Here is a 19,984-nt window from a genome sequence, read left to right on the forward strand (position 1 = left end):
GACGACTGTCCGCAGCAAGGAAGTAACCACATCAACGCGATCCACCGTTAACTTGACACACCCTCGATCTCCTGAGATGGAGTTGTGGAGTGCCCGGCCGGGGTCGGGAGTCGGTTAGCCCTGGACCTTGACCTGCTTGGTCAACCAGGTACAAAACTGGTGGTCAAGGATCTGGGCGTGGGGCTGGCGTCGAGCGGGCCATGTCTCCACCGTGTCGGCGGTGAGTTCCGGGATGACCTGGCTCCAGACTGGCTGTCCGATGGGGCGTTCGAACACGGCGAGCACGGTGGGACGGCCGGGCTGGTCGGATCGCAGGATGACCCGGTGCCCCCGTACGGTGTCACCGGTAAGGCTCCAGGGGGTGGGAACGTCGACGTCCCGTGCGGCGGTGACCACAGTGACAGTGGCCGGGCCGTGGGGGGCGAACCGTCCGGGCTGGGTGGTGCGTAGCCATGCCGGCAGAGAGCTGGACATGAAGATCGTTCCTTATCTGTTGGGCTGGATGTGGCGGAGGTGGGGGCCGTCCGGCCGGAGGGGGTTGGGCAAGGAGAACGGGGCCACTGCGGGCATCGCGTTCAGGCGCCACGCCAGCGCAAGCCTGGAGGAGGGGAGGTACAGATCAGCGCCGGTTTGCTTGCCCGGCTTCCGTGGTCGCAGGTGGCTCTCACACTCGTTACCCAGATGGCTTCGATTCGACCTCCCGTACTCAGGTTGGCGCGAGAGGTACTTGCCCCAAAGGGGAATCAACCAGCCAGGCACAGTACGACGCGGGCTGGACGCGCAAATTGCGCGTCCCCCCCGCGTCCGGTGTCGTGGGTCAGATCAACCCAGGCATTTCTTTCCGTCGGTCTGAGCGACCCGCGTGTACCAGGCCCGCTCGACGGCGTCGGGGTCGCCGAGCCTCCGCTGCTCGTGCGGTCGGAAGCACGACTCCTGGGCGGGCTTCCCCTTGTACTGGATTTTCACCCAGATCCACGAATCGCCGCAGTGGATGTAATACGATCCGTATTGTGCGGGTGCGGTGGACTTGTAGAAACCGCACCTCGCGTAAAGGTCGGGAGGCGTCGCCGCCGCGGTCGGCGTGAACACTGCACCCAAGGCCGCAGCGATCGCGGCGCATCCCACGACAAAACGCTTCATCATATGCACTCCTGACTGGGTTTCGGGCACGGAACATCAACCGCCTTCTTTGCTATTTCTGCCTGAAGCAGCTGACCTTGGTGTTCCGAGAGCGGACGGTTGTCTTGCCTTCTCCACTGTGAATGATCAACAGATGCCGTGGCAATGCCGTTGCGTTGCCAAACCGCAGAAACATGGCAACGCCTCGGCGATGCGCGGTGAGGAAAACCGGGTGTGGTGGCGGCGAATCCGCGATCATGTGACGCTTTTTCCTCGGCTCTCCGTGGCATCAGGGCCGTCGTGAGCGCGGTCGGCGGCGGCCGTAGGCGATGCCGTCCCGGATGGCTCGCTCGACCTCGCGTTTGCCCAGGGGTTCTTGGGTGCGGCGCCGGCACTCCTCAGCGGCCTGGGTGAGCGCCTCGGTGATGGTGTGGTCGTCGAGCTCCGGGAAGGTGGCCAGTGCCACTGCGGCGCGGAGCACCGTGATTCGACGCTTGCCCTCTCGTGCGGTGGCCACCTTCTCGGCTTCGCCGTCGAGGGCGGCACGGAGGTAGGCCGGATGGTGGGTCGCCGCGGCGCGGGCCGTGTCCCGTTCGGGTGGAGGCGGTGGGGTCAGGGCGAGGGTCAGCCAGTCCGGCAGCGGCCGCACGGGAGCGTCGTGGACGACGCGGTAGCGGCCTTCGGGTCGCACTGAGCCGGCGGCGACGACATAGCCACCGATGCCGCGGGTGTCGATCCGCCAGCCCAGGGTGCCCACCGTGTTGCGCAGTTCCACCGTGGCGGGGGCCTCGAAGTACAGGTGCAGGCCGCCAGTGGTCCGGACGGTGAACGTGTCGGTCGGCACTGGCTGTCCGGCCCGGGCCGCCAACTTCACCAGGACGTCACGGCCCCCGCGGGCACCGGCCCACTCGGGCGGGGGCCGGTGGCCGTGGGCGATGTCGAGGTCGATCACGAGCAAGCCGGCGGGTCCGGTCGGGATCCCGATGTTGAACGGCTGGGCCCAAATCTTGCGGATCACGGTGGGGTCGGTGGTGGCGCATGCCTCCCATCCGACGTGCCCGTCCTGGCACACCCCGAGTCCTCGGCAGTTCTCTGCGCTGTGCCAGAAGGGCCGTTTTCCACCGGGGACGAGGGGGAAGACGGGCCAGCCTCGCTCGGCGGCCGCCAGTGCCGCACGCATTAGCTGGCGGGGTGGGACATGCGGCGGTGACATGGTTCTGAACTCCTTGGGGTGCGGCGTGTCCCGGCATAGGCGGGCACGGGCTTGCGATCGCGGCGCACAGGAGCACCGGATGGGGTGGGGTGCGCGCTGGGCACCACTGACACCACCGTGGCTGAGGATGCGGCAAGCAGAAAGGGTTGAGGCGGTGCCAAATCTGGCAATGCGGCAACAGCTGAATGGTGGTCGCAGCCTGACCAACGGGATCGGATGTGGGCTTCTGCGTGGTGGGAGTTCTCGTGCAGTGACAGCTTGGGTGCCGGGGCGTGCGGCCGGGGTAGGGCATCCCCGACCGCACGACACTCTCCTACTCAGTCGAGTGGGGTGGTTCCGGGCATGCTCAGCCAGGCGACGGTCGGTTCTGCGATGGCCGACCAGCCCGAGTTCTGACATGCAAAGAAGTGGTCGTCGCAGGCGACGACGTCGCCAACCGACAATGACCGGTTGCCGCGCTCGCGGTACTGCGTCACGTGGGGATCCGGCTCCGTGACGTCGGGGTTGTGGTCGGCGTTGTAGAGCGCGAATGCCTTGTTGCAGGCGGCGATGTGATCGGGTGCGGTGCAATCGTCGTAGTGGGCGACGAGGACCACATCATGGTCGTGTTGGTAGCCGTCGATCATCGCCTTCCTGTTGGTGTTGTGATAGATGTGTACATGCATGGTCGTCTTCTCCCATGTTTTTCTGAGGCAGTGTGACGTGTGCTCTCTTGAGTGAGTTCACATATTTCAGTCGATGTCCTATTGGGACAGTCAGGAGATTTTTCGAGTCGGTTCCTGGCCGGGTCACGCAGACGTGTCACTGCTCGAGGTGGACTCGGACGGGTAGTCCTGGCCGGGATGCGGTCCCGGCAAGGACACCGCCGTCACAGCTCGATGATGGCGATCTGGCCGATCTGCTCCGGTGGGATGCCCAACTCGGTCAGCAGCGCCAGGATGCGCTGTTCCTGGAGCTGGCCGGCCTTGGCGAGGAAGTTGCCGAACCAGTAACGGAAGCTCTCGTCGAAGGGACCAAGCCCGCTGCCGGACTCGTCGACCCCCGTCACCACGCACGGCCCAGAGATCACGGGTGGCCCCTCGGGACACTTCAGCAGCCCGCGTACGTGGGCTCGCTCGCGATCGCTGGCCGCATAGTCACCGGAGGCGACATCACGCAGGAGCTGTTCCATGAACAAGCTCGCGCAGACGTTGAGCGTGCTGGTGGTCAGGCTGTTCTCGCCGACCCAGAAGTCCACGCCCCGCAGGTGGTGCATCCTCTCACGAAGAGGGTCACCGACGAGGCGGTCGACGTCCGGCCCCGGGTTGTGCCGGTCGATCTCGATCACCTCGACGTGGTCCATGCCCAGCGAGATCGCGAGCATCGTGTCCGGGTTGTCGCTCTCGTCGGGATCCTCGTCAGGGTTGGGCGTCCACGTCGCCGCGTCCGGGCCGGACTCGGTGCTCTCCTCGGTGGTAACGTCGTCGATTCGTTCCATCAGGTCGTGTAGGCCGCTGTTGGCCATGATGGTGTTCCTCTCTGTCGTGATCCTGGTCGGGGCAGGTTTGGCGTCCCGCCCGTCGGTCGCGTAAGTGCGGATGCGCGTTGGCGGTTGCGGCGGCTCCTCCTTCCGCTGTGGCTGGGGGTCGAGATCGGTAACCCGCTCGTGGGGGGGTCAGCGGCCTCTGCACTGTCGTGTCGTTTGTGCGCGTGCGAGTCTGCTCACCGGAGAGAGCAGTCCCGGTAACCCTGAGAGCGGTCCAGGGCGGCTATCCTGGAGTTGTGGCCCGCTGACAAGGCGTCGGGTGTTCCTCTCCGCCGTTCCTGGGGTGGGCCGCGTGTGCTGGTGAGAAGTTTGGCGAGCCCTTCGTGGGTAGCGGCGTCGGGAAACCACGCTGCTCGATCGCCGGCACATCGGGTGTGCCCGGCGGGAGTCGTTTTCCGCCGGGCACACCTGGGTCTGTTCCGCCGACAAGAACGGTGATCCGGATCGGGTTTCGCTGCGGTTCAGGTGTGTTGCTGTGAATCAGGACGGTCAGTCCTTCAGATTCTTGTTCGTGAGGCGGTCGACGAGGGCCTTCACGAGATCGGGGATGTCGATGACGATCCATCCCAGTGTGAACATTGCGACGACAGCCACGGCGTCACTGAGTAGGTTCCACATTGGATGTTCCTCTCGGGTGTTCCTGGATCCGGTGGGTTTGGCGTCCCACCCGGTTCATCAGGGGAAGTCAGTCGGCGAGCAGGCCGCTGTTCGGCATATGCCGCTGAGCCTCGGTACTGTTGGTCGGTGGCTGTGGGAGGGGAAGGGCAGCCGGTTTGTCGTGCAGCACAGCAGGGTGACCGGTGACGGTGTAGTGATCCCTTCGGGCGCTTGCTGTGGCCTCCTGTTCGTTGGGGTAGAAGGGCTGTCCAGTCCTGCCACCGTCCACACAGGTGGGACACAGGTAGGTGTGGCGGTGGCCAACGACGCCATGGCGGCGGACGATGGTGATGGGGTGCGGCCTGTAGTCGTACTCGCTGGCGGCGGCGAGGATCTCGTTCAAGGCCACGAACCACGTGGTGCACTGGTGGAGGGAGAAGGGCTGCCCGGTCGGGGTGATGACGGTGGGCAAGTACAGGGTTCCTCCACCGCTGCGGGCAACGTCCTGGTACTGACCGACGAGGTAGCCGTCGGCGAACACGCGGAGAGCGCGGTGCTCGCTGATTTTGATGGTGTGGCGGCGGGACTCATTGAGCCGCAATGCGTGACTCCATTTCTCTCACGTTTGCAAGCAGGTACCTGAAACCTCGATTCGCTCGGCTCGATCCGCGATGTGTCCCCAGAGGTCGCTCAGAGACGCGAGGGCCAGTGTGGTCAGGGAGCGGTCGGGCTGAGCGGGGGTGGAGTGATGTGAAAACCTGCTGCGGTAAAGACATCGCGGGCCCACTGGCGGCAGGCTTTGCGCTCGTGGTCATCGAGCTGGGTGTCCCAGTCCCGGTCCGGTGACGGCACGACGAGCCGTGTGAGGACCTTGGCGGCGGCGTCCAGCTGTGCGGTTGTCACGCTCGGGCTGTCGTCTGGGGGTGAGGCTGGTATTCCCTCAGCTACTCCGGGAGGGTTGACAACACCGCGGTGCTCTATTGAGAGCGGGGTTTCGGGGGGTGCGGTGAGAACGGGGTGGTCTGGGGACGCACCGTGGGCGGTGTCCGTATCTGCCATGGCGGCGATGAACTGTTGCCAGGTGTCGTCTTTTGGGTCGGCGGCGTCGGGGTCACTTCCCAACTCATCCTCGACGGGGTTCGCCTCGGTCCTTTCCGCCTGGACATTGTCTGGTGGAGCCGCGACGGGCACGTCGCCCGAGCCGGAGACTGGCACCTCCTCGACCGGGGCCGGGCTGGGTGGCGCCGGTTCCGGTCCGCGGTGATCGCTGTCGCTTTCGGTGACCAACCGGTGGAACGCTGCGGCCCGGGCAAGGTGTTGGTCCCGCTCGGCCACGAGCGTGTCGATCTGTTCCTGAAGCCGGTCGGCGTCGCTCTGAGCCTTCGCTGCCCGCGCGGGTGCGTAGTAGCGGGCCGTTGCCAATCGGACGGCTTCCAAGTCCGGGTGGGACAGCCAGTGCTGCAACACCCCCTGGGTCAGCGCGGTCACGCGGTCTTCGGTGCGGGTCGGCACCGTGCTCGAGGTGAGGTGCCCCGTGGCGCGGCGTACGGACAGGCCCAGCCGTTCACCGTCGAGGATCGTCTGCGGTCGGATGCCGCGGGTGCCCCCGATGAGGGTGATCCCGTTCGCCGTGAGCGGTGAGGGATGGGGGTCATAGCCGGTGACGCGGCGGTCCGTGTCCTCGAGGGTGTCGCCCCAGTCCACGTCGATGTCCTGGGGAACCACGGTGTCGTCGTCGGGATAGGGGTGCCGTTCCGGAGATACGGTGACAGCACCTGCGATGCGGTCGGCGCGGACGACGTACCGGGTCCGCCCGGTGGTCCAGTTCGTGGTGACGGCCGCGGTGGCCGTGCCGTAGCGACCGAGGTTGAGACGGACGATCTCCGGGGTTCGGCAGTCCTCCTGCTCCGTCGTGGTGGGCGTTGGCCGTAGGCTCGGGTCCACAGGTGCCGGGGTGGCTGGCGCGGCCTCGGGGTGCTCGTGTCCTGGGGCTGCGGTGTGAGCGGTGTTGGGCCCCGTCACCGCGCTGGTGCGGGGATGAGCCAGCACGTCGGCCAGCATTAGGGCCAGCGCCGCAGCGGCTGTGGCTTCGTCGTCTCGACGCAGGTACACCACACCGGCGGCGGTGTCGACCCTGTTACAGGTGGCGGTCTGCTCGATCCGATATCCGGCGGCCTCGACCTGGGCACACAGATGCTCCAGCGGCGACGGGGTGGGCTCCGGCCTGCCGACGGAGTCGACTCCCGCAGCCTGGGTAGACGCGAGAACCTCCGCCGGAGCCAGTTCCGTGGACGCCGCAGCGGACTGGTCCCGAGGCTCGGTCTGACCGATGTCGAACACCGCCTCCAGCCGGAGGTTGGCCGGGATCTGCTCGCCTACGTGGGCCGGCAACGCTCGCAGCCCGCACTCCCCGCTGCGGACGCGACGGCCACGCACCTTCCACTCGTCGAACGTGGCGACGTCCCGCACGGCGACACGACGTTCCTCGGCTTGAAGCGCGAGCATGACCTTGGCGGCCGTGGACAGCCGGCGGACACTGTCGGCGGCCCCCTCCAGCACGGCCAGCCGGCCCGCGGTGGCCTCGCGATCACCCAGCACGATCCTGGTGCGGCGAATCAGGTCGGCGTCCCGGCGGCGGGCATCCTCGCGGTGACGTGGGGTGGTGCGGCGAACCATAGCGATTGTCCTTTCTGTGCTCTGGTGGCGTGCTCGGGCAGGGGCACATCCCTGCTGGGACGTGCCCCTGCCGTGGTGGTGCTCGAATGGGGTGGCCAGCTGGCGTCGCAGTGAGTCCTGCCGACTCGCGCCGGGAATCCGTGCCCGGACGATCTCGGGCAACACGACGGATGAGGCGGTGAAGCAGGCCCCGGGATACCGGTATGGCGGGCGACGGTGGTCGGTCACGCACCCGGTGAGACGGCTGAGAGCAGCTCGTAGGCGTGCTGCTTGCGCTGTGCCACGTCGGCGCTGATCAGCGTGCGCGTAGCCCGCGCCGTGGTGTTCTTGGCGGGAGCGAAGTGGTCCAGATACTCGCCCACCGCCTGCAATCCGGCAGCGGCGCTCCCGCGGATAGCGGCGTTGGTGGGCGCCTCCCGGAACAACGACATCAGCGTGTCCTCACGCCGTGTGGCGTTGGCACGGGCCCGTGTCGAGGGGTCGGGCTCGAGAGGCCAGACCTGGCGGATGATCTCGCGAAACGCAGCGTCGGTCAGCTCCTGTTCACAGAGCTTCTCGACAGCATGCTCGAACTCCTCGGCATAGGCCCACATCAGGCCCAGCGTTTGCCGTGCCTCCTCGACTTTGCCCTTCAAGTCGCCGGAGTGCCGGATCGACACCGACGATACCGCCTCGGCCAGCCCCAGCCGCCACGTGTTCGCGCACACGACTCGTACCGGGGTAATCAGCACCCGGAACGCGGACGTCCCATCGTGCGAATTCAACGCGGCCACGTAAAGATCGAAGTCATCGACACCGGCCACACGCAGCCCCTCGGGCAGTTTCATGGTCACGAACACCTGGCGGCCACGCCGCAGCGAGCCCGCGGTCTCGAACTCCGCGCCCGCTTCACGCACCAGCACGTCCAGAAACTCCGCGTGCTCCTCATTCTGAATGTGCCGATAGCCCGCCCCGACCACCGCGTCACCCAGCGACTCCATCTCACCGGTGATCGGGTGGTCACGGACCACAGCGAACTGGCCGCGCACCGGCACGGTCTGTATGCCGCTGCCAGCCTGCTCGTAACCCATAAGCCGAATCTTGCGCACATTCCACCCGCCCAGATGGGCCACCTCCATCACCTCACGCGCGCTCAACCCGTACGGAGTCACCGTGCCCAACTGGTGCCAGGCCGGCTGACGAGCCGAGAAAAACGCGGCGCGACCGTTGCTCAGTACCTCAATTTCATGAGCCATGGCGTCACCCCTATCATTTGTGTGGTTAAGAACAGGAGAGATGGGGCACGGCAACTCGCATCGCAGTCAACGGCAGCGGTGTCCGGCGACGTGTCCCGATCATGGCCGAATCTTCGGCACGCGATACCGCCAATGGAATCCGAAGTAACTTTCGCTTCATGAATGTTTTCGGCTGGCGTTGCCGCAACCTGATCTACTCGTCAAAAAGCAGACACTGGCGAGCATCGTCCGCGGCGTCAACGGCCAAGTTCCTCATCCGCTTCGGCGGCAGGCCGAGCTGAATGGCCCAGGACAGCAAGCGGGCGACCCGATGCCCGGGCTCGGCGGCATCGGCACAACAGAGCGCGATGTCCGCCATGGCACCGTCGCCCCGAATGACAGCAGCGAATGCCAGCAAGACGGCGGGCTCTGCCCTGAACGGGGGCGGGGTGCCTCGTGTGAGGGCGAGCCAGAGGCGGTCAGCGGCCGGGGCGTCCTCGCCCATGCAGAACGACAAGCAGGCATCCCGCACGTGGTGATCGGACAACGCCAGGGCCAGCGCAACGACCTCGTCGTCGGAGACCGGCAGGTGGCCCTCGTGTGCAGCTCGCAGCGCCCGCTGCAGGTCGGCGAAGCCTCGCTGGGCTCGGTGTGCGACCAGCCTGTGCGCAGAGCACAGCGAGGCCACAGCCTCTGCGCGTAGGCGGTCCGCCCGCCGTGCCAACACGGTCTCGTCGACCGCGGGCGTGAGCAGGGCGGCCATCTCCTCGCGGCTGGCGAACGTGACCGCCCCGGCTGCCGCCGCGGCCGCAGCCACGGGTGAACTGGACTGGTCGGCCACGACCCCGCTGCAGTCGGGATCGTCGTAACACCGCCACTGTGCTCCAGCGGTCGCGGACGGGGTCCACAGCGCGTGGACGACGTCGATCCCATCCTGACGCAGCGCCCTACTCATGCCTTCAACCAGCTCGCGGTGAGGCGGCGACGCCGACGAGTGGTCCATCCCACCGACAATGATCAGGAAGGTCGCGATCACCTTCTGGGACACCAGTGGGCAACAGAGCGTTGCCGCAAGCTCCGGCACCGCGCCGGGTGGGACAAGGTCGGCCCGCACCACCAGCCCCAGCCGTGCGGAATCAGCATCCTGGGTGACCAGGACAAGCGAGTCCGATGGATAGAAACCCAACAGGAAGGGCACCGCGGCGATCAGATCACCAGGTCCACTCAGATTCAGACGTGACATGCTCAACAAAATCTCCTTTCAGAATAGTTTCGGACCAGCACGGAGGTTCGCCACATCGGCGTGAAGCGTGCGTCGAGATAGCTGGTGGCATACCCGTAACCAAGAAAGAGTGAGGTGGTCACCCGATCACAGTCGGGTAACCACCTCAGGTCATTCTTCGAATTAATGCAGGAGGGTTTTCTGCCGGTTCAGCGAATCGGTCGTTTTCTCGCTAAGATCATCAAACCCGGCGACCCACACCAGCGCGTCGTGTTGCCCCAGGCTGTAGTCGTCCTGCTGGCCGGTAGCCGAGCTGGTTCACGATCTCGTCGAACGGCCGTAGGGAGTTGGGGATCAGCGATCGCGAGGGCGCGGCAGAAGACGATCCCGGTCCGAGGAAGTAGCAGAGGGCACCCCACGGTCTTGATCGTGTAGTTGTTGTCCGTGCGTGCCTTGCGCGGTGGCCCTCGTGGTTGAGCAGTACCACTCGACCGGCGATCAACGCGGCATTGGCGGAATGTTATCGCCGCAGACCGCGGCCCAGAGCCTTGCCTGAATTGGATTCACGGCCCCTACAGGGCGGGGTTCTGTTTCAGCACCGGCTACAGTCCGTGCTGACGGACGGGGCGGAATACCGCGTCACGCAGGTCTCGCAAGCCGCGGTCCAGCAACCGGAGGGAGAGCATCACCGCCACGAGGTCGGTGGGGTTGGCGAAGGCGATGACCAATGTGTGGTTCGAGGACGTGATGACCAGTTCGACCATGCCGTTCTCGCGGCATCGGATGGCGGTTGATGCCTGGTCGCTGATGTGGAACACGGTTTCCCGTTGAGGGAACATGGCGAGCTCCTGTGGCGTTTGTGGCGTTGTCTGTGTGGGGGCCGCAGCGCCCCGACTCGGGGGAGCGTGGGGAAGAAAGTCGGGGCGCTGCGGCGTGCCCGCGCTGATCGGTGGCGCGGGCGGGCACGGCAGGAACGGGGCCCGGTCGGGGCGGTGGCGCGCCCATTCCTACCGGCGAATGGGCGGAGAAGGTCAGGCGCTTCGCCGAACCTGCGGGTAATAGGGAATGCGGTCGGCGTGGTGTTGCTGGCGGAGCTTGGCGACGGTCGGTTGGGCTCGGCTCGGGAGGGTGTGCCGGGCGTGGCGGGGTTGCCGCCTACGAGGCTGCAGGGCGCGACGGCGTTCGATTTCGCCGTAGACGAGGGTGATGGTCAGCCAGGCGAGGAAGACGGCGAGCAGTTCCCAACCGGACAGCGACATTGCGGTGTCCATCGGGCTCACCGCAGCCGAATGACGGTGCGGTGGTCTGCGGCACCCGCGTGGGTGGTGTCGATGAGGGCGTGCTGGACCAGGCGGGTGTCGCCCGGCTGCCAGTCACAGCGTTCCGGGGTGACCCACCAGGTGACGGGTCCGCCGCACATCCGGGTCGGTGGGGCGGGTACCACCGTGGTGGTCTCGCTCCAGTTCGCGCTTGGGCAGGCACAAAGCTGTGGGTAGAGCCGTGCCGTGGGGGTCACGAGGAACAGGGCACGTCCGGCCGGGGTCAGGATCACCGGCGCTGGATGGCGACGTAGTGCGGGGCGTTGGGAGGCCGCCAGGCCCCAGCCCACGGGAACGGAGATCACGTCGAACGCCTCGCCGGTGACCAGCAGCAGCGAGTAGGGCTGGGTGTCCCACCACGCCCGGACTTGCCGGGGCTCGGTGCTGGCCTGCTCACGGGGCCATATCGGGCTCAACCCCGCCGTGACAAGGCTGGTCGCTGGGTTGCGATAGCGCCCCTGCCACCACGGGGAACCCGGAAGGACAGCCCATCCGTGGTGGGTGAAGGAGAGCGCGGCGTCCCGGAGCGCGGCCAGGTGCAGGGTTTGCCTGGAGACCCTGGCGGGTTGAGGGGGTGTGAGGCGGACGCTGATGCGTTGCGGCATGGCACCTCCCGGATCTCGTACGCGGCGAGCCCACCCGACAGGAAGGGTGGGGCTCGGACTGTGATTCACTGCATATATCTCACGTTGCGATAGCCAACATACAAGCTGCACTGCAACATATCGATGCATCGAAAGGGGGATCGTGGCTGGTCTCCGTCCGCGACCCGGCACACTGGCGGCGCTGATCACTCCAGGGAGGTCCTTTGCCCACGCCGAAGTCGAACCCGACGATGCAGCGCCTCCAGCTGGGCTTGGAGCTCAAGCGCCTGCGTGAGGAGACCGGTGTCTCCCGTGAGGAGATCACCGAGCGCTTGGGCTGGCACCCCACGAAGCTTTCGCGTGTTGAGCAGGGCTCGGCCACGGTCTCCGCAACAGAGATCGAGGTGTTCGCGGCACTGTTCGAGGTTACGGGTAAGGCGGCGGACCGACTGCGCACGCTGGGCAAGGAGGCGCGTAAGCGAGGCCGCTACGGCAAGGTCTCGGACTGGGCCCGCCAGTACGTCGGTATGGAGGCCAGCGCGGCCGAGATCCTGATCTTCTCCGAGGAGTTGATGCCCGGTCTGCTCCAGACCCGGGAGTATGCGCACGCGGTGGCGGAGGCGTCGGTGCTCGCCAATCCGGCCGACATCGACCAACTCGTCGAGAGTCGGGTCCATCGTCGTGACCGGCTTACCAGCTCTGATGCTCCGGCCGTGTCCGTAGTGCTCAGCGAAGCCGTGCTCCGTCGCCACGTCGGGGGTGCCGTCGTGATGCGTGATCAGCTCCGGCTGCTCCAGGATCTGCGGAAGCTGCCCCATGTCACGATCCAGGTGCTGCCCTTCAGCGCCGGAGCCCACGCTGCCATGGGGACCTCGTTCACTCTGCTCCGGCTTGCCGAGACGGGGAAGACCACGGTCTATCTGGAGGACATCACAAGCAGTGACTACCTCGATCGACCGCAACACATCCGAGCCTATAGGCTGGTGTTTGACCGGCTGCGTGTGGCTGCGCTCGGTGAACACGAGACCGTCACAATGCTCGACCGGGTGATCAAGGAACTCGACTAGTTGGGGGTGCGCGATGCTCGCCCCAGACCTCTCCCGTCGCCGGTGGCGCAAGTCCAGCTACAGCAACGGCACCGGCGCTTGCGTGGAGATGACCCAGGGATCTGGCTGGACCGCGATCCGGGACAGCAAGCACCCGACGGGTCCCGCACTGATCGTGACCAAGACCCAGTGGGCACAATTCCTCACTGCGGTCAGGAATCGCTTCTCTCGTTGATCTCACCTTTCATCCATTCCCGATCGGATCGCCACTACCGTTCATCAGGGCGACCCGATCATGTTCAGGTCCGACATGGTTTGCGCATGAGTCGTTGCCTTCGTGACCGTTGTCAGCAGTGGCAACGGTGTTCCCTTCCGCTCTGCTTATGCGGCGTGCACGCTGGAGCAACCAATGAACCGACATGGGCAGCGCAGGAGCGTGTACCTCCCCACCGCTGACGCGGAACTCTCCTGTGGCCCGCCGTCGTTGGCCGCCGCTGTCGTTCCTTGTTCACCGGCAGGAACATGGGGAAGAACTGTCGGCGTCGGCCAAGGCACTTCATCGGGGAGGGTGAAGTGGGCGACGCGACGTTTCCCCGCGGGACCGAACACCACGTTGTGGCGCGACGTCGGTGTGTCCCATGGCCGTGGCGCGACCGCCTCGTGCACGACATCTCGCTCGATCGTGGCTTGCTCTCCGAGCACCACCGGTGGCAGCGTGGATACCCGCGCGGGGCCGCTGGCCACCGCGCCTGCGGGATCGACCGGGCACCCTCATGAGCACCGGCGAGGGCCGGCGGACCAACGCGCCGGGCCGCGATCCCGAGGAACTGGTGGTGCTCGTTCCTGATGAGCCGCCAGCCTTGACTCCTGCCGCGGCCAAGCTTCTGTTGAAGATCCTGTCGGAGGCCAGCGGTCAGCAGGAGTGAATCTCATCGATGTTGTTGAATGACGGGAGCCGGTGAGTGTATTTCGCATTTTTTTGGCGGGTGTCCACGGAGGACAACCAGGACCCGACGGCGTCACGGAACTGGCAGTACACGCGGGCGCGATCGCTGATCGAGCCGCATGGCGGCAGCATTGTCGCTGAGTACTCCGATGTGGGGCATTCCCGTTCGGTGCCGTGGCAGCGTCGTCCGGGATCGAAGGCCCTGTTGGACGCACTGGCCGACCCGAACCGCGGTTTCGACGCCGTGGTGATTGGGGAGCCGCAGCGCGCGTTCTATGGCAACCAGTTTGGGAACACGTTCCCGCTGTTCGTGCACTATGGGGTGCAGTTGTGGGTGCCCGAAGTCGGCGGTCCCATCGACCCGACCAGCGAGGCCCATGACCTGGTGATGTCGGTCTTCGCTGGGATGAGCAAGGGCGAGCGCAACCGCATCAAGCTTCGCGTGCGCACCGCCATGGCGGCCCAGGCCGAGTTGGAGGGCCGATTCCTGGGCGGGCGGCCGCCGTACGGCTACCGGCTGGTGGACGCGGGGCCGCACCCCAACCCGGCCAAGGCCGCCGAAGGTCGCCGGCTCCAGCGCCTGGCACCCGACCCCATCACGGCCCCGGTGGTGGAGCGGATCTTCGCCGAGTACGTCAGCGGGCTGGGGATCTACGCCATCGCCGAAGGACTGGCCCGGGACGGGATCCCCTCGCCCTCGGCCTACGACCCTCGCCGGAACCCGCACCGCTGCGGGACGGGGTGGGCCAAGAGCGCGGTCCGCGCGATCCTGCTCAACCCCCGCTACACCGGCTACCAGGTGTGGAACCGGCAACGCAAGGACGAGGTGCTCATCGACGTCACCGACGTCGCCCTCGGCCACGAGACCAAACTGCGGTGGAACACAACCGAGGACTGGATCTGGTCCGAACGCCCCGCCCACGAACCGTTGATCAGCAGGGAAACCTTCGAACTGACACAAGAACTGATGCGGGCACAAGGGAAACGTCCCCATCAGCGCAAACCCCACCGCTCCCGCCACGGCTACCAGTTCAAAGGGCTCCTGCTGTGTGGCATCGACGGGTGCGGCCGCCGGATGCAGGGTCAACGCAACCACGACGAGTCCTACTACCGCTGCCGCTTCCCCCAGCAGTACGCCCTCGCCCAGGGGCTTGAGCATCCGCGCAACGTCTACCTGCGCGAACGGGAGTTGGTCGACCCCTTGGAACACTGGCTGGGCCGCGTGTTCGACCCCGACTATCTGGAAGACACCGTGCGCCGACTCGCCGCAGCAGCCGGCGACACCACCACGACCGCGGCACCGGTCGCCGCGGCGCAGGCCCGCATCCAGCGCTGTGAGGCGCGCCTGGCCCAGTACCGGGCCGCGTTGGACGCCGGAGCCGACCCCGTGCTGGTCGCGGAATGGATCGCCGAGGTCGAAGCCGAACGCACCGCCGCCACCGCCGAACTCAAAGCGCACAAACAGCGGACACGGCAGCTGACCGCAGACGACATCCGGCACCTCGTCCACAACAGCACAAAGGCCCGGCGGGCACTCCGCCGGGCCAAACCCGAGGACAAAAACGAACTCTACCGCCAGCTCGGTCTGCGGCTCGTCTACCAGCCAGAACGTCACCTGGTCTCGGCCGAGGTCAACCCCGTGGGGTTTCTGATGTGTCCGAGGGGGGACTTGAACCCCCACCCCCTTGATCGGGGACTAGCACCTCAAGCTAGCGCGTCTGCCATTCCGCCACTCGGACTCGACCACACGGCGGCACCGCGCCGTGTGCGCGGAAAGGATAGCTGATCGCCGGCACACCCCCCAAACGGGGTCCCCGGGGCTGGGCGGCGGTGGTAGGAAGACCGGGTGAGCGAGCACACCGAGCCCCCACAGGTGCCGGCACCGTCCGGCCTGGCCCAGGCCGAGGACGAGGCCGTCGCGCTGACCAGCGAGCTGATCCGGATCGACACCACCAACACCGGAGACCCCGCGACCGGCGCGGGGGAGCGGGCCGCAGCCGAGTTCGTCGCCGGGAAGCTGGCCGAGGTGGGCTTCGAGACCACCTACGTCGAGTCCGGGGACACCCCGGGCCGGGGTAACGTCGTCGCCCGCCTGCCTGGGGCCGACCCCGCCCGGGGTGCGCTGCTCATGCACGGCCATCTCGACGTGGTGCCCGCTGATGCGGCCGAATGGTCGGTGCATCCCTTCTCCGGCGCGGTGCAGGACGGCTACGTGTGGGGCCGGGGAGCGGTGGACATGAAGGACATGGTCGCCATGACCCTGGCCGTGGCCCGCCGTTTCCGGCGCGACGGCATCACCCCGCCCCGCGACATCGTGTTCGCCTTCCTCGCCGACGAGGAGGCGGGCGGCCTGCAGGGCTCGCACTGGCTGGTCGACCACCGTCCTGAGCTCTTCGAGGGCTGCACCGAAGCCGTCGGCGAGGTCGGCGGCTTCTCCGTCACGTTGCGCGACGACGTGCGCGCCTACGTGGTCGAGACGGCGGAGAAGGGCATCGCCTGGCTGCGGGTGCGGGTGCGGGGCCGCGCCGGCCACGGCTCGATGCTGCACGAGGACAACGCCGTCACCCGGCTCGCCGAGGCGGTGGCCCGGCTGGGCCGGCACCGCTTCCCGCTGGTGCTCACCGACTCGGTCCGGGAGTTCCTGGCCGCGGTCACCGAGCTGACCGGGGTGGAGTTCGGCGAGGAGGACCTGGACGGGGCCGTGGCCAAGCTCGGCGGCCTGGCACGGGTGATCGGGGCGACCCTGCGCGACACCGCCAACCCGACGATGCTCTCGGCCGGCTACAAGTCCAACGTCATCCCGTCGGTGGCCGAGGCCGTGGTCGACTGCCGGGTATTGCCTGGCCGGCAGGAGGCGTTCGAGCGGGAGCTGGACGAGATCCTGGGCCCGGACGTGGAACGCGAGTGGATCGCCAACCTGCCGCCGGTACAGACCACGTTCGACGGTGACCTGGTGGAGGCCATGCGCACCTCGATCCTGGCCGAGGACCCGGAAGGCACCGTCGTGCCCTACATGCTTTCCGGCGGCACCGACGCCAAGGCGTTCGCCCGGTTGGGGATGCGCTGCTTCGGCTTCGCGCCGCTGCGCCTCCCGGCCGACCTGGACTTCACGGCCCTGTTCCATGGCGTGGACGAGCGAGTGCCGGTGGATGCGTTGCGCTTCGGCACCCGGGTGCTGGACCGCTTCCTACAAGACTGCTGAGGCAACGGAAGGAGCCGGCGCGATGGTGGGGTTGGCGGGAAAGGCAGCGCTGGTCACCGGCGGTGCGGGCGGAATCGGCGCGGCGTGCGTGCGTCGTCTGGCCCGCGCCGGCGCCAGGGTGGCGGTGCTGGATCTGGACGAGGCGGGCGCACACCGCCTCGCCGCGGAGATCGACGGCCTGCCACTGGCCGGCGACGTCACCGACCCGGCCACCCTGCCGGCCGCGGTAGCGCGGGTGGAGCAGGAGCTGGGACGGCTGGACGTGGTGCACCTCAACGCCGGGCTCGGCGGCGCCCAGCAGGGGCTGGACGACAGCCTCGACGTGGCCTCCTACCGGCGGCTGATGGGCGTCAACGTCGACCACGTGGTGTTCGGCGTGTGTGCGGCGGTGCCCGCACTGCGACGTGCGGGCGGCGGCACCATCGTTGTCACGGCCTCGCTGGCCGGGCTGGGCCCGATGCCTGCTGACGCGCTCTACACCGCCTCCAAGCACGCGGCCATCGGCTACGTGCGGGCGGCGGGGGAGGCGCTGGCCGAGGAGGGCATCCGCGTGGTGGCCCTGTGCCCCGGTTACTCCGATACCGCCCTACTGGGAGGGGCCCGCGAGCAGCTCACCGACGCCGGCTACCCGCTGCTGAGCCCCGAGCAGGTCGCCGATGCCTTCGAGGCGGTGCTGGAACACGCCGAGCCGGGGTCGGCCTGGGTACTCCAGGACGGCCGCGAGCCTGGCCCCTACAAGTTTCGGGGCCTGCCCGGCCCGGCGAGCGGGCAGCGCCCACCGGACGTGCGGCTCGGCGCCCGGTAAGGCGAACACGGCAGCGGCCCGGCCCCGAACAGGGGCCGGGCCGCGCGCGTCCGTGGCTCGGACCGGTGGCTTCAGACCAGGCCGAGCTTCTGGATGGCGTCGCGCTCCTCGACCAGCTCGTTGACCGAGGTGTCGATGCGCTCGCGGGAGAAGGCGTCGATCTGCAGGCCCTGCACGATCTCGAAGCCGCCGCCACGGGCGACCACCGGGAAGGACGAGATCAGGCCCTCGGGCACGCCGTAGGAGCCGTCGGAGACCACCGCCGCCGAGGTCCAGTCGCCCTCGGGGGTCCCGTCCACCCAGGTGCGGACGTGGTCGATGGCCGCGTTGGCGGCGGAGGCGGCCGAGGAGGCACCGCGGGCCTCGATGATGGCGGCGCCGCGCTTGGCCACGGTCGGGATGAAGGTCTCCCTCAGCCAGGACTCCTCGACCTGCTCGGCGGCGATCTTGCCGTTGACCTCGGTGTGGTACAGGTCGGGGTACTGGGTGGCGGAGTGGTTGCCCCAGATCGTCATCTTCTTGATCGCGGTGACCGGGACGTCGAGCTTCTCGGCCAGCTGCGACAGGGCGCGGTTGTGGTCCAGGCGGGTCATCGCGGTGAACCGCTCGGCCGGCACGTCGGGGGCGTTGCGCTGGGCGATGAGCGCGTTGGTGTTAGCGGGATTGCCCACGACCAGGACGCGGACGTCGTCGGCGGCGTGGTCGTTGATGGCCCGGCCCTGCGGCTTGAAGATGCCGCCGTTGGCCTCCAGCAGGTCGCCGCGCTCCATGCCCTTGGTGCGGGGCCTGGCGCCCACCAGCAGGGCGACGTTGGTGCCGTCGAACGCCGTCTTGAGATCGTCGGTGATGTCGATACCCGCAAGCAGCGGGAACGCGCAGTCCGCCAGCTCCATGGCGGTGCCCTCGGCCGCCTTCACCGCCTGGGGGATCTCCAGCAGGCGGAGCCTGACCGGGGTGTCCGGGCCGAGCAGCTGGCCGGAGGCGATGCGGAACAACAACGCGTAGCCGATCTGGCCGGCGGCACCGGTGACCGTGACGGTGACGGGAGTTGTGGTCATAACCTCTTACCTGATCTCGAGACGACCTTGTCAGCCGGATGCTATCCGCCGGTGGTACCGGCGCCGTGGTGGCTCTGGGCACACCGCGAACGGCGGGGCCGCGCACCGGCTCCGCCGTGCTCGACGGGGATGCCTCAGGTGATCAGACCGGGGACACAGGTCGCGGTGCGCCGCCGGCGCAGCCACACTTTGCGGGTGCCGTCGGAGTAGAGCAGCACCCGGGAGAGCTCCCAGCCGGCGAACTCCGCGTGTACCGCCAGCTGCGTCGCCGCCGTCAGGCGCGATACCCCCGGCGGCAGCCGCAGCGGCTGGTACTCCCAATCCCCGTCGACCACCAACCCGTCGTTCACGGTTGCACCACCTGAACCCCTCCGCCGTCTGCCGACGCGACCATCACGCGGCCGCTTCCCGGGTCCACCGCGACGGAGTTGGGCTGGTGGACGGTGGGGAAGCGATGCCGCTCGACGGGTTCTGCGCCGGAGACGTCGTACCCGACCAGTTCATTGCGTTCGGTCAGCGTGACCCACAGTAGGTCGCGCGTGCCGTCGTAGGCGATGCCCCAGGGGGCACCGGGCAGGGGGTACCGCAACCGCATCAGCAGTGGATCGCCGGAGAAGGCCAGCAGCTCGCCGCCGCGGGTGTCGACCACGAAGGCGCGGCCGAAGCGGTCGACGACGGCGTTGCTGGCGCCGTCCCCGGCGCGCAGCCCGGCGCCGGGCTCTCCGGTGTCCAGGTCGACCGGGGTGACCGAGGTGTGCAGGCGGTCGAGCACGGCGGTGCGGGCCCCCAGCGGGAAGAGCACGGCAGCGCCCTCGAACCGGCCGATACGCCGGTCCTCGCGGCTGCCGCGCAGGACTGTGATGGTCTGGTCGCCGGGGGTGGCCACGACGGTGCGGTCGCCGACGGCCACGGCGCCGACCGGCCGGCCGGGCACGCGCACGGTCTCCACCGCGGCGTCGGGCAGGGCGATCCGCACCAGCTGGTCGGCCGAGGGCACCGGGGCAAGCAGGGGACCGCCGGGGGCGGCGAGGCTGAGCTGCTCGACCGTTCCGGGAAGCGGAACCGGTCGGGGTGCGGCGGCGAGGTCCTCTTCGTTGAACAGCAGGAGCTCGTCGGGCTGGGTCACGGCGACGGCCAGGGTCCGGGTTTCGGGGTCGAGGACCATGGCGGTGGCCTTGCGCGCGAGCGGCGTGACCGTGCCGGCCGGGGTGGCGTTCGCGGGGGGAGCGGCGGGCGTGGCGGCCACCAGGCTCTCGGCGACCTGGAGGGAGTCACCGGCCTGGCCGGATCCGGACGTGCACCCGCTCAGCACGGCGGCCCCGGTGACCAGGACCGCGAGCACCCGACGCAAAACGTGACCTCCCGTGACGACGATGGCCCGCCGGGACCCCCGCCCGGCGGTGGACGTTCCTACCAGCATCCCTGACCGAACCAACGAGGTCACGCATGGGGACCCGG

Annotated in this window: 20 protein-coding genes, 1 tRNA gene and 1 pseudogene; 6 read left to right on the forward strand and 16 right to left on the reverse strand. The window is 67.9% G+C overall.

The annotated features are described in order from the left end of the window. Positions 1-114: 114 nt before the first annotated feature. The 12 genes from IEY55_RS24550 to IEY55_RS24605 all read right to left on the reverse strand — a co-directional run bounded on the left by IEY55_RS24550 (position 115) and on the right by IEY55_RS24605 (position 11,490). On the reverse strand, positions 115-474 hold the full coding sequence (locus IEY55_RS24550) for a hypothetical protein (RefSeq protein ID WP_189060912.1): 360 nt from the start codon (positions 472-474) through the stop codon (positions 115-117). Between the two features lie 348 nt (positions 475-822). Continuing rightward, on the reverse strand, positions 823-1,140 hold the full coding sequence (locus IEY55_RS24555; RefSeq protein WP_189060913.1) for a DUF6355 family natural product biosynthesis protein: 318 nt from the start codon (positions 1,138-1,140) through the stop codon (positions 823-825). A 268-nt stretch (positions 1,141-1,408) separates the two neighbouring features. Beyond that, entirely contained in the window at positions 1,409-2,332 is a 924-nt protein-coding gene (locus IEY55_RS24560; RefSeq protein ID WP_229686722.1) for a bifunctional DNA primase/polymerase, read from the reverse strand. Positions 2,333-2,649: 317 nt separating this feature from the next. Continuing rightward, positions 2,650-2,997: a hypothetical protein gene (locus IEY55_RS24565; protein ID WP_189060914.1), complete on the reverse strand. Its 348-nt coding sequence runs from the start codon at positions 2,995-2,997 to the stop codon at positions 2,650-2,652. A gap of 203 nt (positions 2,998-3,200) precedes the next feature. Next, positions 3,201-3,836 (reverse strand): hypothetical protein, encoded by a 636-nt coding sequence (locus IEY55_RS24570; RefSeq protein WP_189060915.1) that lies wholly within the window; start codon positions 3,834-3,836, stop codon positions 3,201-3,203. Between the two features lie 706 nt (positions 3,837-4,542). Then, on the reverse strand, positions 4,543-5,055 hold the full coding sequence (locus IEY55_RS24575; protein ID WP_189060916.1) for a hypothetical protein: 513 nt from the start codon (positions 5,053-5,055) through the stop codon (positions 4,543-4,545). A gap of 113 nt (positions 5,056-5,168) precedes the next feature. Then, a complete protein-coding gene (locus tag IEY55_RS24580) occupies positions 5,169-7,130 on the reverse strand; it encodes a hypothetical protein (protein ID WP_189060917.1) in 1,962 nt (653 codons plus the stop codon). A 224-nt stretch (positions 7,131-7,354) separates the two neighbouring features. Continuing rightward, the gene (locus tag IEY55_RS24585) at positions 7,355-8,365 is read right to left on the reverse strand and encodes a DUF932 domain-containing protein (RefSeq protein ID WP_189060972.1); all 1,011 of its coding nucleotides are present in this window, start codon (positions 8,363-8,365) and stop codon (positions 7,355-7,357) included. Between the two features lie 193 nt (positions 8,366-8,558). Further along, a complete protein-coding gene (locus IEY55_RS24590; RefSeq protein ID WP_189060918.1) occupies positions 8,559-9,587 on the reverse strand; it encodes a DUF4192 domain-containing protein in 1,029 nt (342 codons plus the stop codon). Between the two features lie 581 nt (positions 9,588-10,168). After that, on the reverse strand, positions 10,169-10,405 hold the full coding sequence (locus tag IEY55_RS24595) for a hypothetical protein (RefSeq protein WP_189060919.1): 237 nt from the start codon (positions 10,403-10,405) through the stop codon (positions 10,169-10,171). A 192-nt stretch (positions 10,406-10,597) separates the two neighbouring features. Beyond that, positions 10,598-10,837: a hypothetical protein gene (locus IEY55_RS24600; RefSeq protein WP_189060920.1), complete on the reverse strand. Its 240-nt coding sequence runs from the start codon at positions 10,835-10,837 to the stop codon at positions 10,598-10,600. 5 nt (positions 10,838-10,842) lie between these two features. After that, positions 10,843-11,490 (reverse strand): bifunctional DNA primase/polymerase, encoded by a 648-nt coding sequence (locus IEY55_RS24605; protein WP_189060921.1) that lies wholly within the window; start codon positions 11,488-11,490, stop codon positions 10,843-10,845. A gap of 203 nt (positions 11,491-11,693) precedes the next feature. Here IEY55_RS24605 and IEY55_RS24610 point away from each other — a divergent pair, with 203 nt between their 5' ends. The 4 genes and pseudogenes from IEY55_RS24610 to IEY55_RS33095 all read left to right on the forward strand — a co-directional run. Next, entirely contained in the window at positions 11,694-12,536 is an 843-nt protein-coding gene (locus IEY55_RS24610; RefSeq protein ID WP_189060922.1) for a helix-turn-helix domain-containing protein, read from the forward strand. Between the two features lie 13 nt (positions 12,537-12,549). Beyond that, positions 12,550-12,750: a DUF397 domain-containing protein gene (locus IEY55_RS24615; protein WP_189060923.1), complete on the forward strand. Its 201-nt coding sequence runs from the start codon at positions 12,550-12,552 to the stop codon at positions 12,748-12,750. 538 nt (positions 12,751-13,288) lie between these two features. Beyond that, on the forward strand, positions 13,289-13,441 hold the full coding sequence (locus IEY55_RS24620; protein ID WP_189060924.1) for a hypothetical protein: 153 nt from the start codon (positions 13,289-13,291) through the stop codon (positions 13,439-13,441). A gap of 60 nt (positions 13,442-13,501) precedes the next feature. Beyond that, positions 13,502-14,374: pseudogene (locus tag IEY55_RS33095) on the forward strand (recombinase family protein); the annotation flags it as partial. Between the two features lie 741 nt (positions 14,375-15,115). Here the strand turns inward: IEY55_RS33095 and IEY55_RS24630 are convergent. Further along, positions 15,116-15,200, reverse strand: a tRNA-Leu gene (locus IEY55_RS24630). Between the two features lie 107 nt (positions 15,201-15,307). On the opposite strand from IEY55_RS24630, the gene IEY55_RS24635 reads away from it, so the two are divergent. Together IEY55_RS24635 and IEY55_RS24640 are read left to right on the forward strand one after the other, a co-directional pair. Next, positions 15,308-16,663, forward strand: a complete 1,356-nt coding sequence (locus IEY55_RS24635; protein WP_373290055.1) for a M20/M25/M40 family metallo-hydrolase — start codon at positions 15,308-15,310, stop codon at positions 16,661-16,663. A gap of 22 nt (positions 16,664-16,685) precedes the next feature. Next, positions 16,686-17,468 (forward strand): SDR family oxidoreductase, encoded by a 783-nt coding sequence (locus IEY55_RS24640; RefSeq protein ID WP_189060925.1) that lies wholly within the window; start codon positions 16,686-16,688, stop codon positions 17,466-17,468. A gap of 71 nt (positions 17,469-17,539) precedes the next feature. On the opposite strand, the gene IEY55_RS24645 is transcribed toward IEY55_RS24640, so the two are convergent. The 3 genes from IEY55_RS24645 to IEY55_RS24655 all read right to left on the reverse strand — a co-directional run bounded on the left by IEY55_RS24645 (position 17,540) and on the right by IEY55_RS24655 (position 19,868). Continuing rightward, complete coding sequence (locus IEY55_RS24645) at positions 17,540-18,526, reverse strand: malate dehydrogenase (RefSeq protein WP_189060926.1); 987 nt, start codon at positions 18,524-18,526, stop codon at positions 17,540-17,542. A gap of 134 nt (positions 18,527-18,660) precedes the next feature. After that, positions 18,661-18,876: a DUF5703 family protein gene (locus IEY55_RS24650; RefSeq protein ID WP_189060927.1), complete on the reverse strand. Its 216-nt coding sequence runs from the start codon at positions 18,874-18,876 to the stop codon at positions 18,661-18,663. Beyond that, positions 18,873-19,868: a YncE family protein gene (locus IEY55_RS24655; RefSeq protein ID WP_229686732.1), complete on the reverse strand. Its 996-nt coding sequence runs from the start codon at positions 19,866-19,868 to the stop codon at positions 18,873-18,875. The genes IEY55_RS24650 and IEY55_RS24655 overlap by 4 nt, the downstream gene beginning before the upstream one ends. Between the last annotated feature and the right edge of the window lie 116 nt (positions 19,869-19,984).

Source organism: Longimycelium tulufanense (assembly GCF_014645795.1).
Lineage (GTDB): Bacteria > Actinomycetota > Actinomycetes > Mycobacteriales > Pseudonocardiaceae > Longimycelium > Longimycelium tulufanense.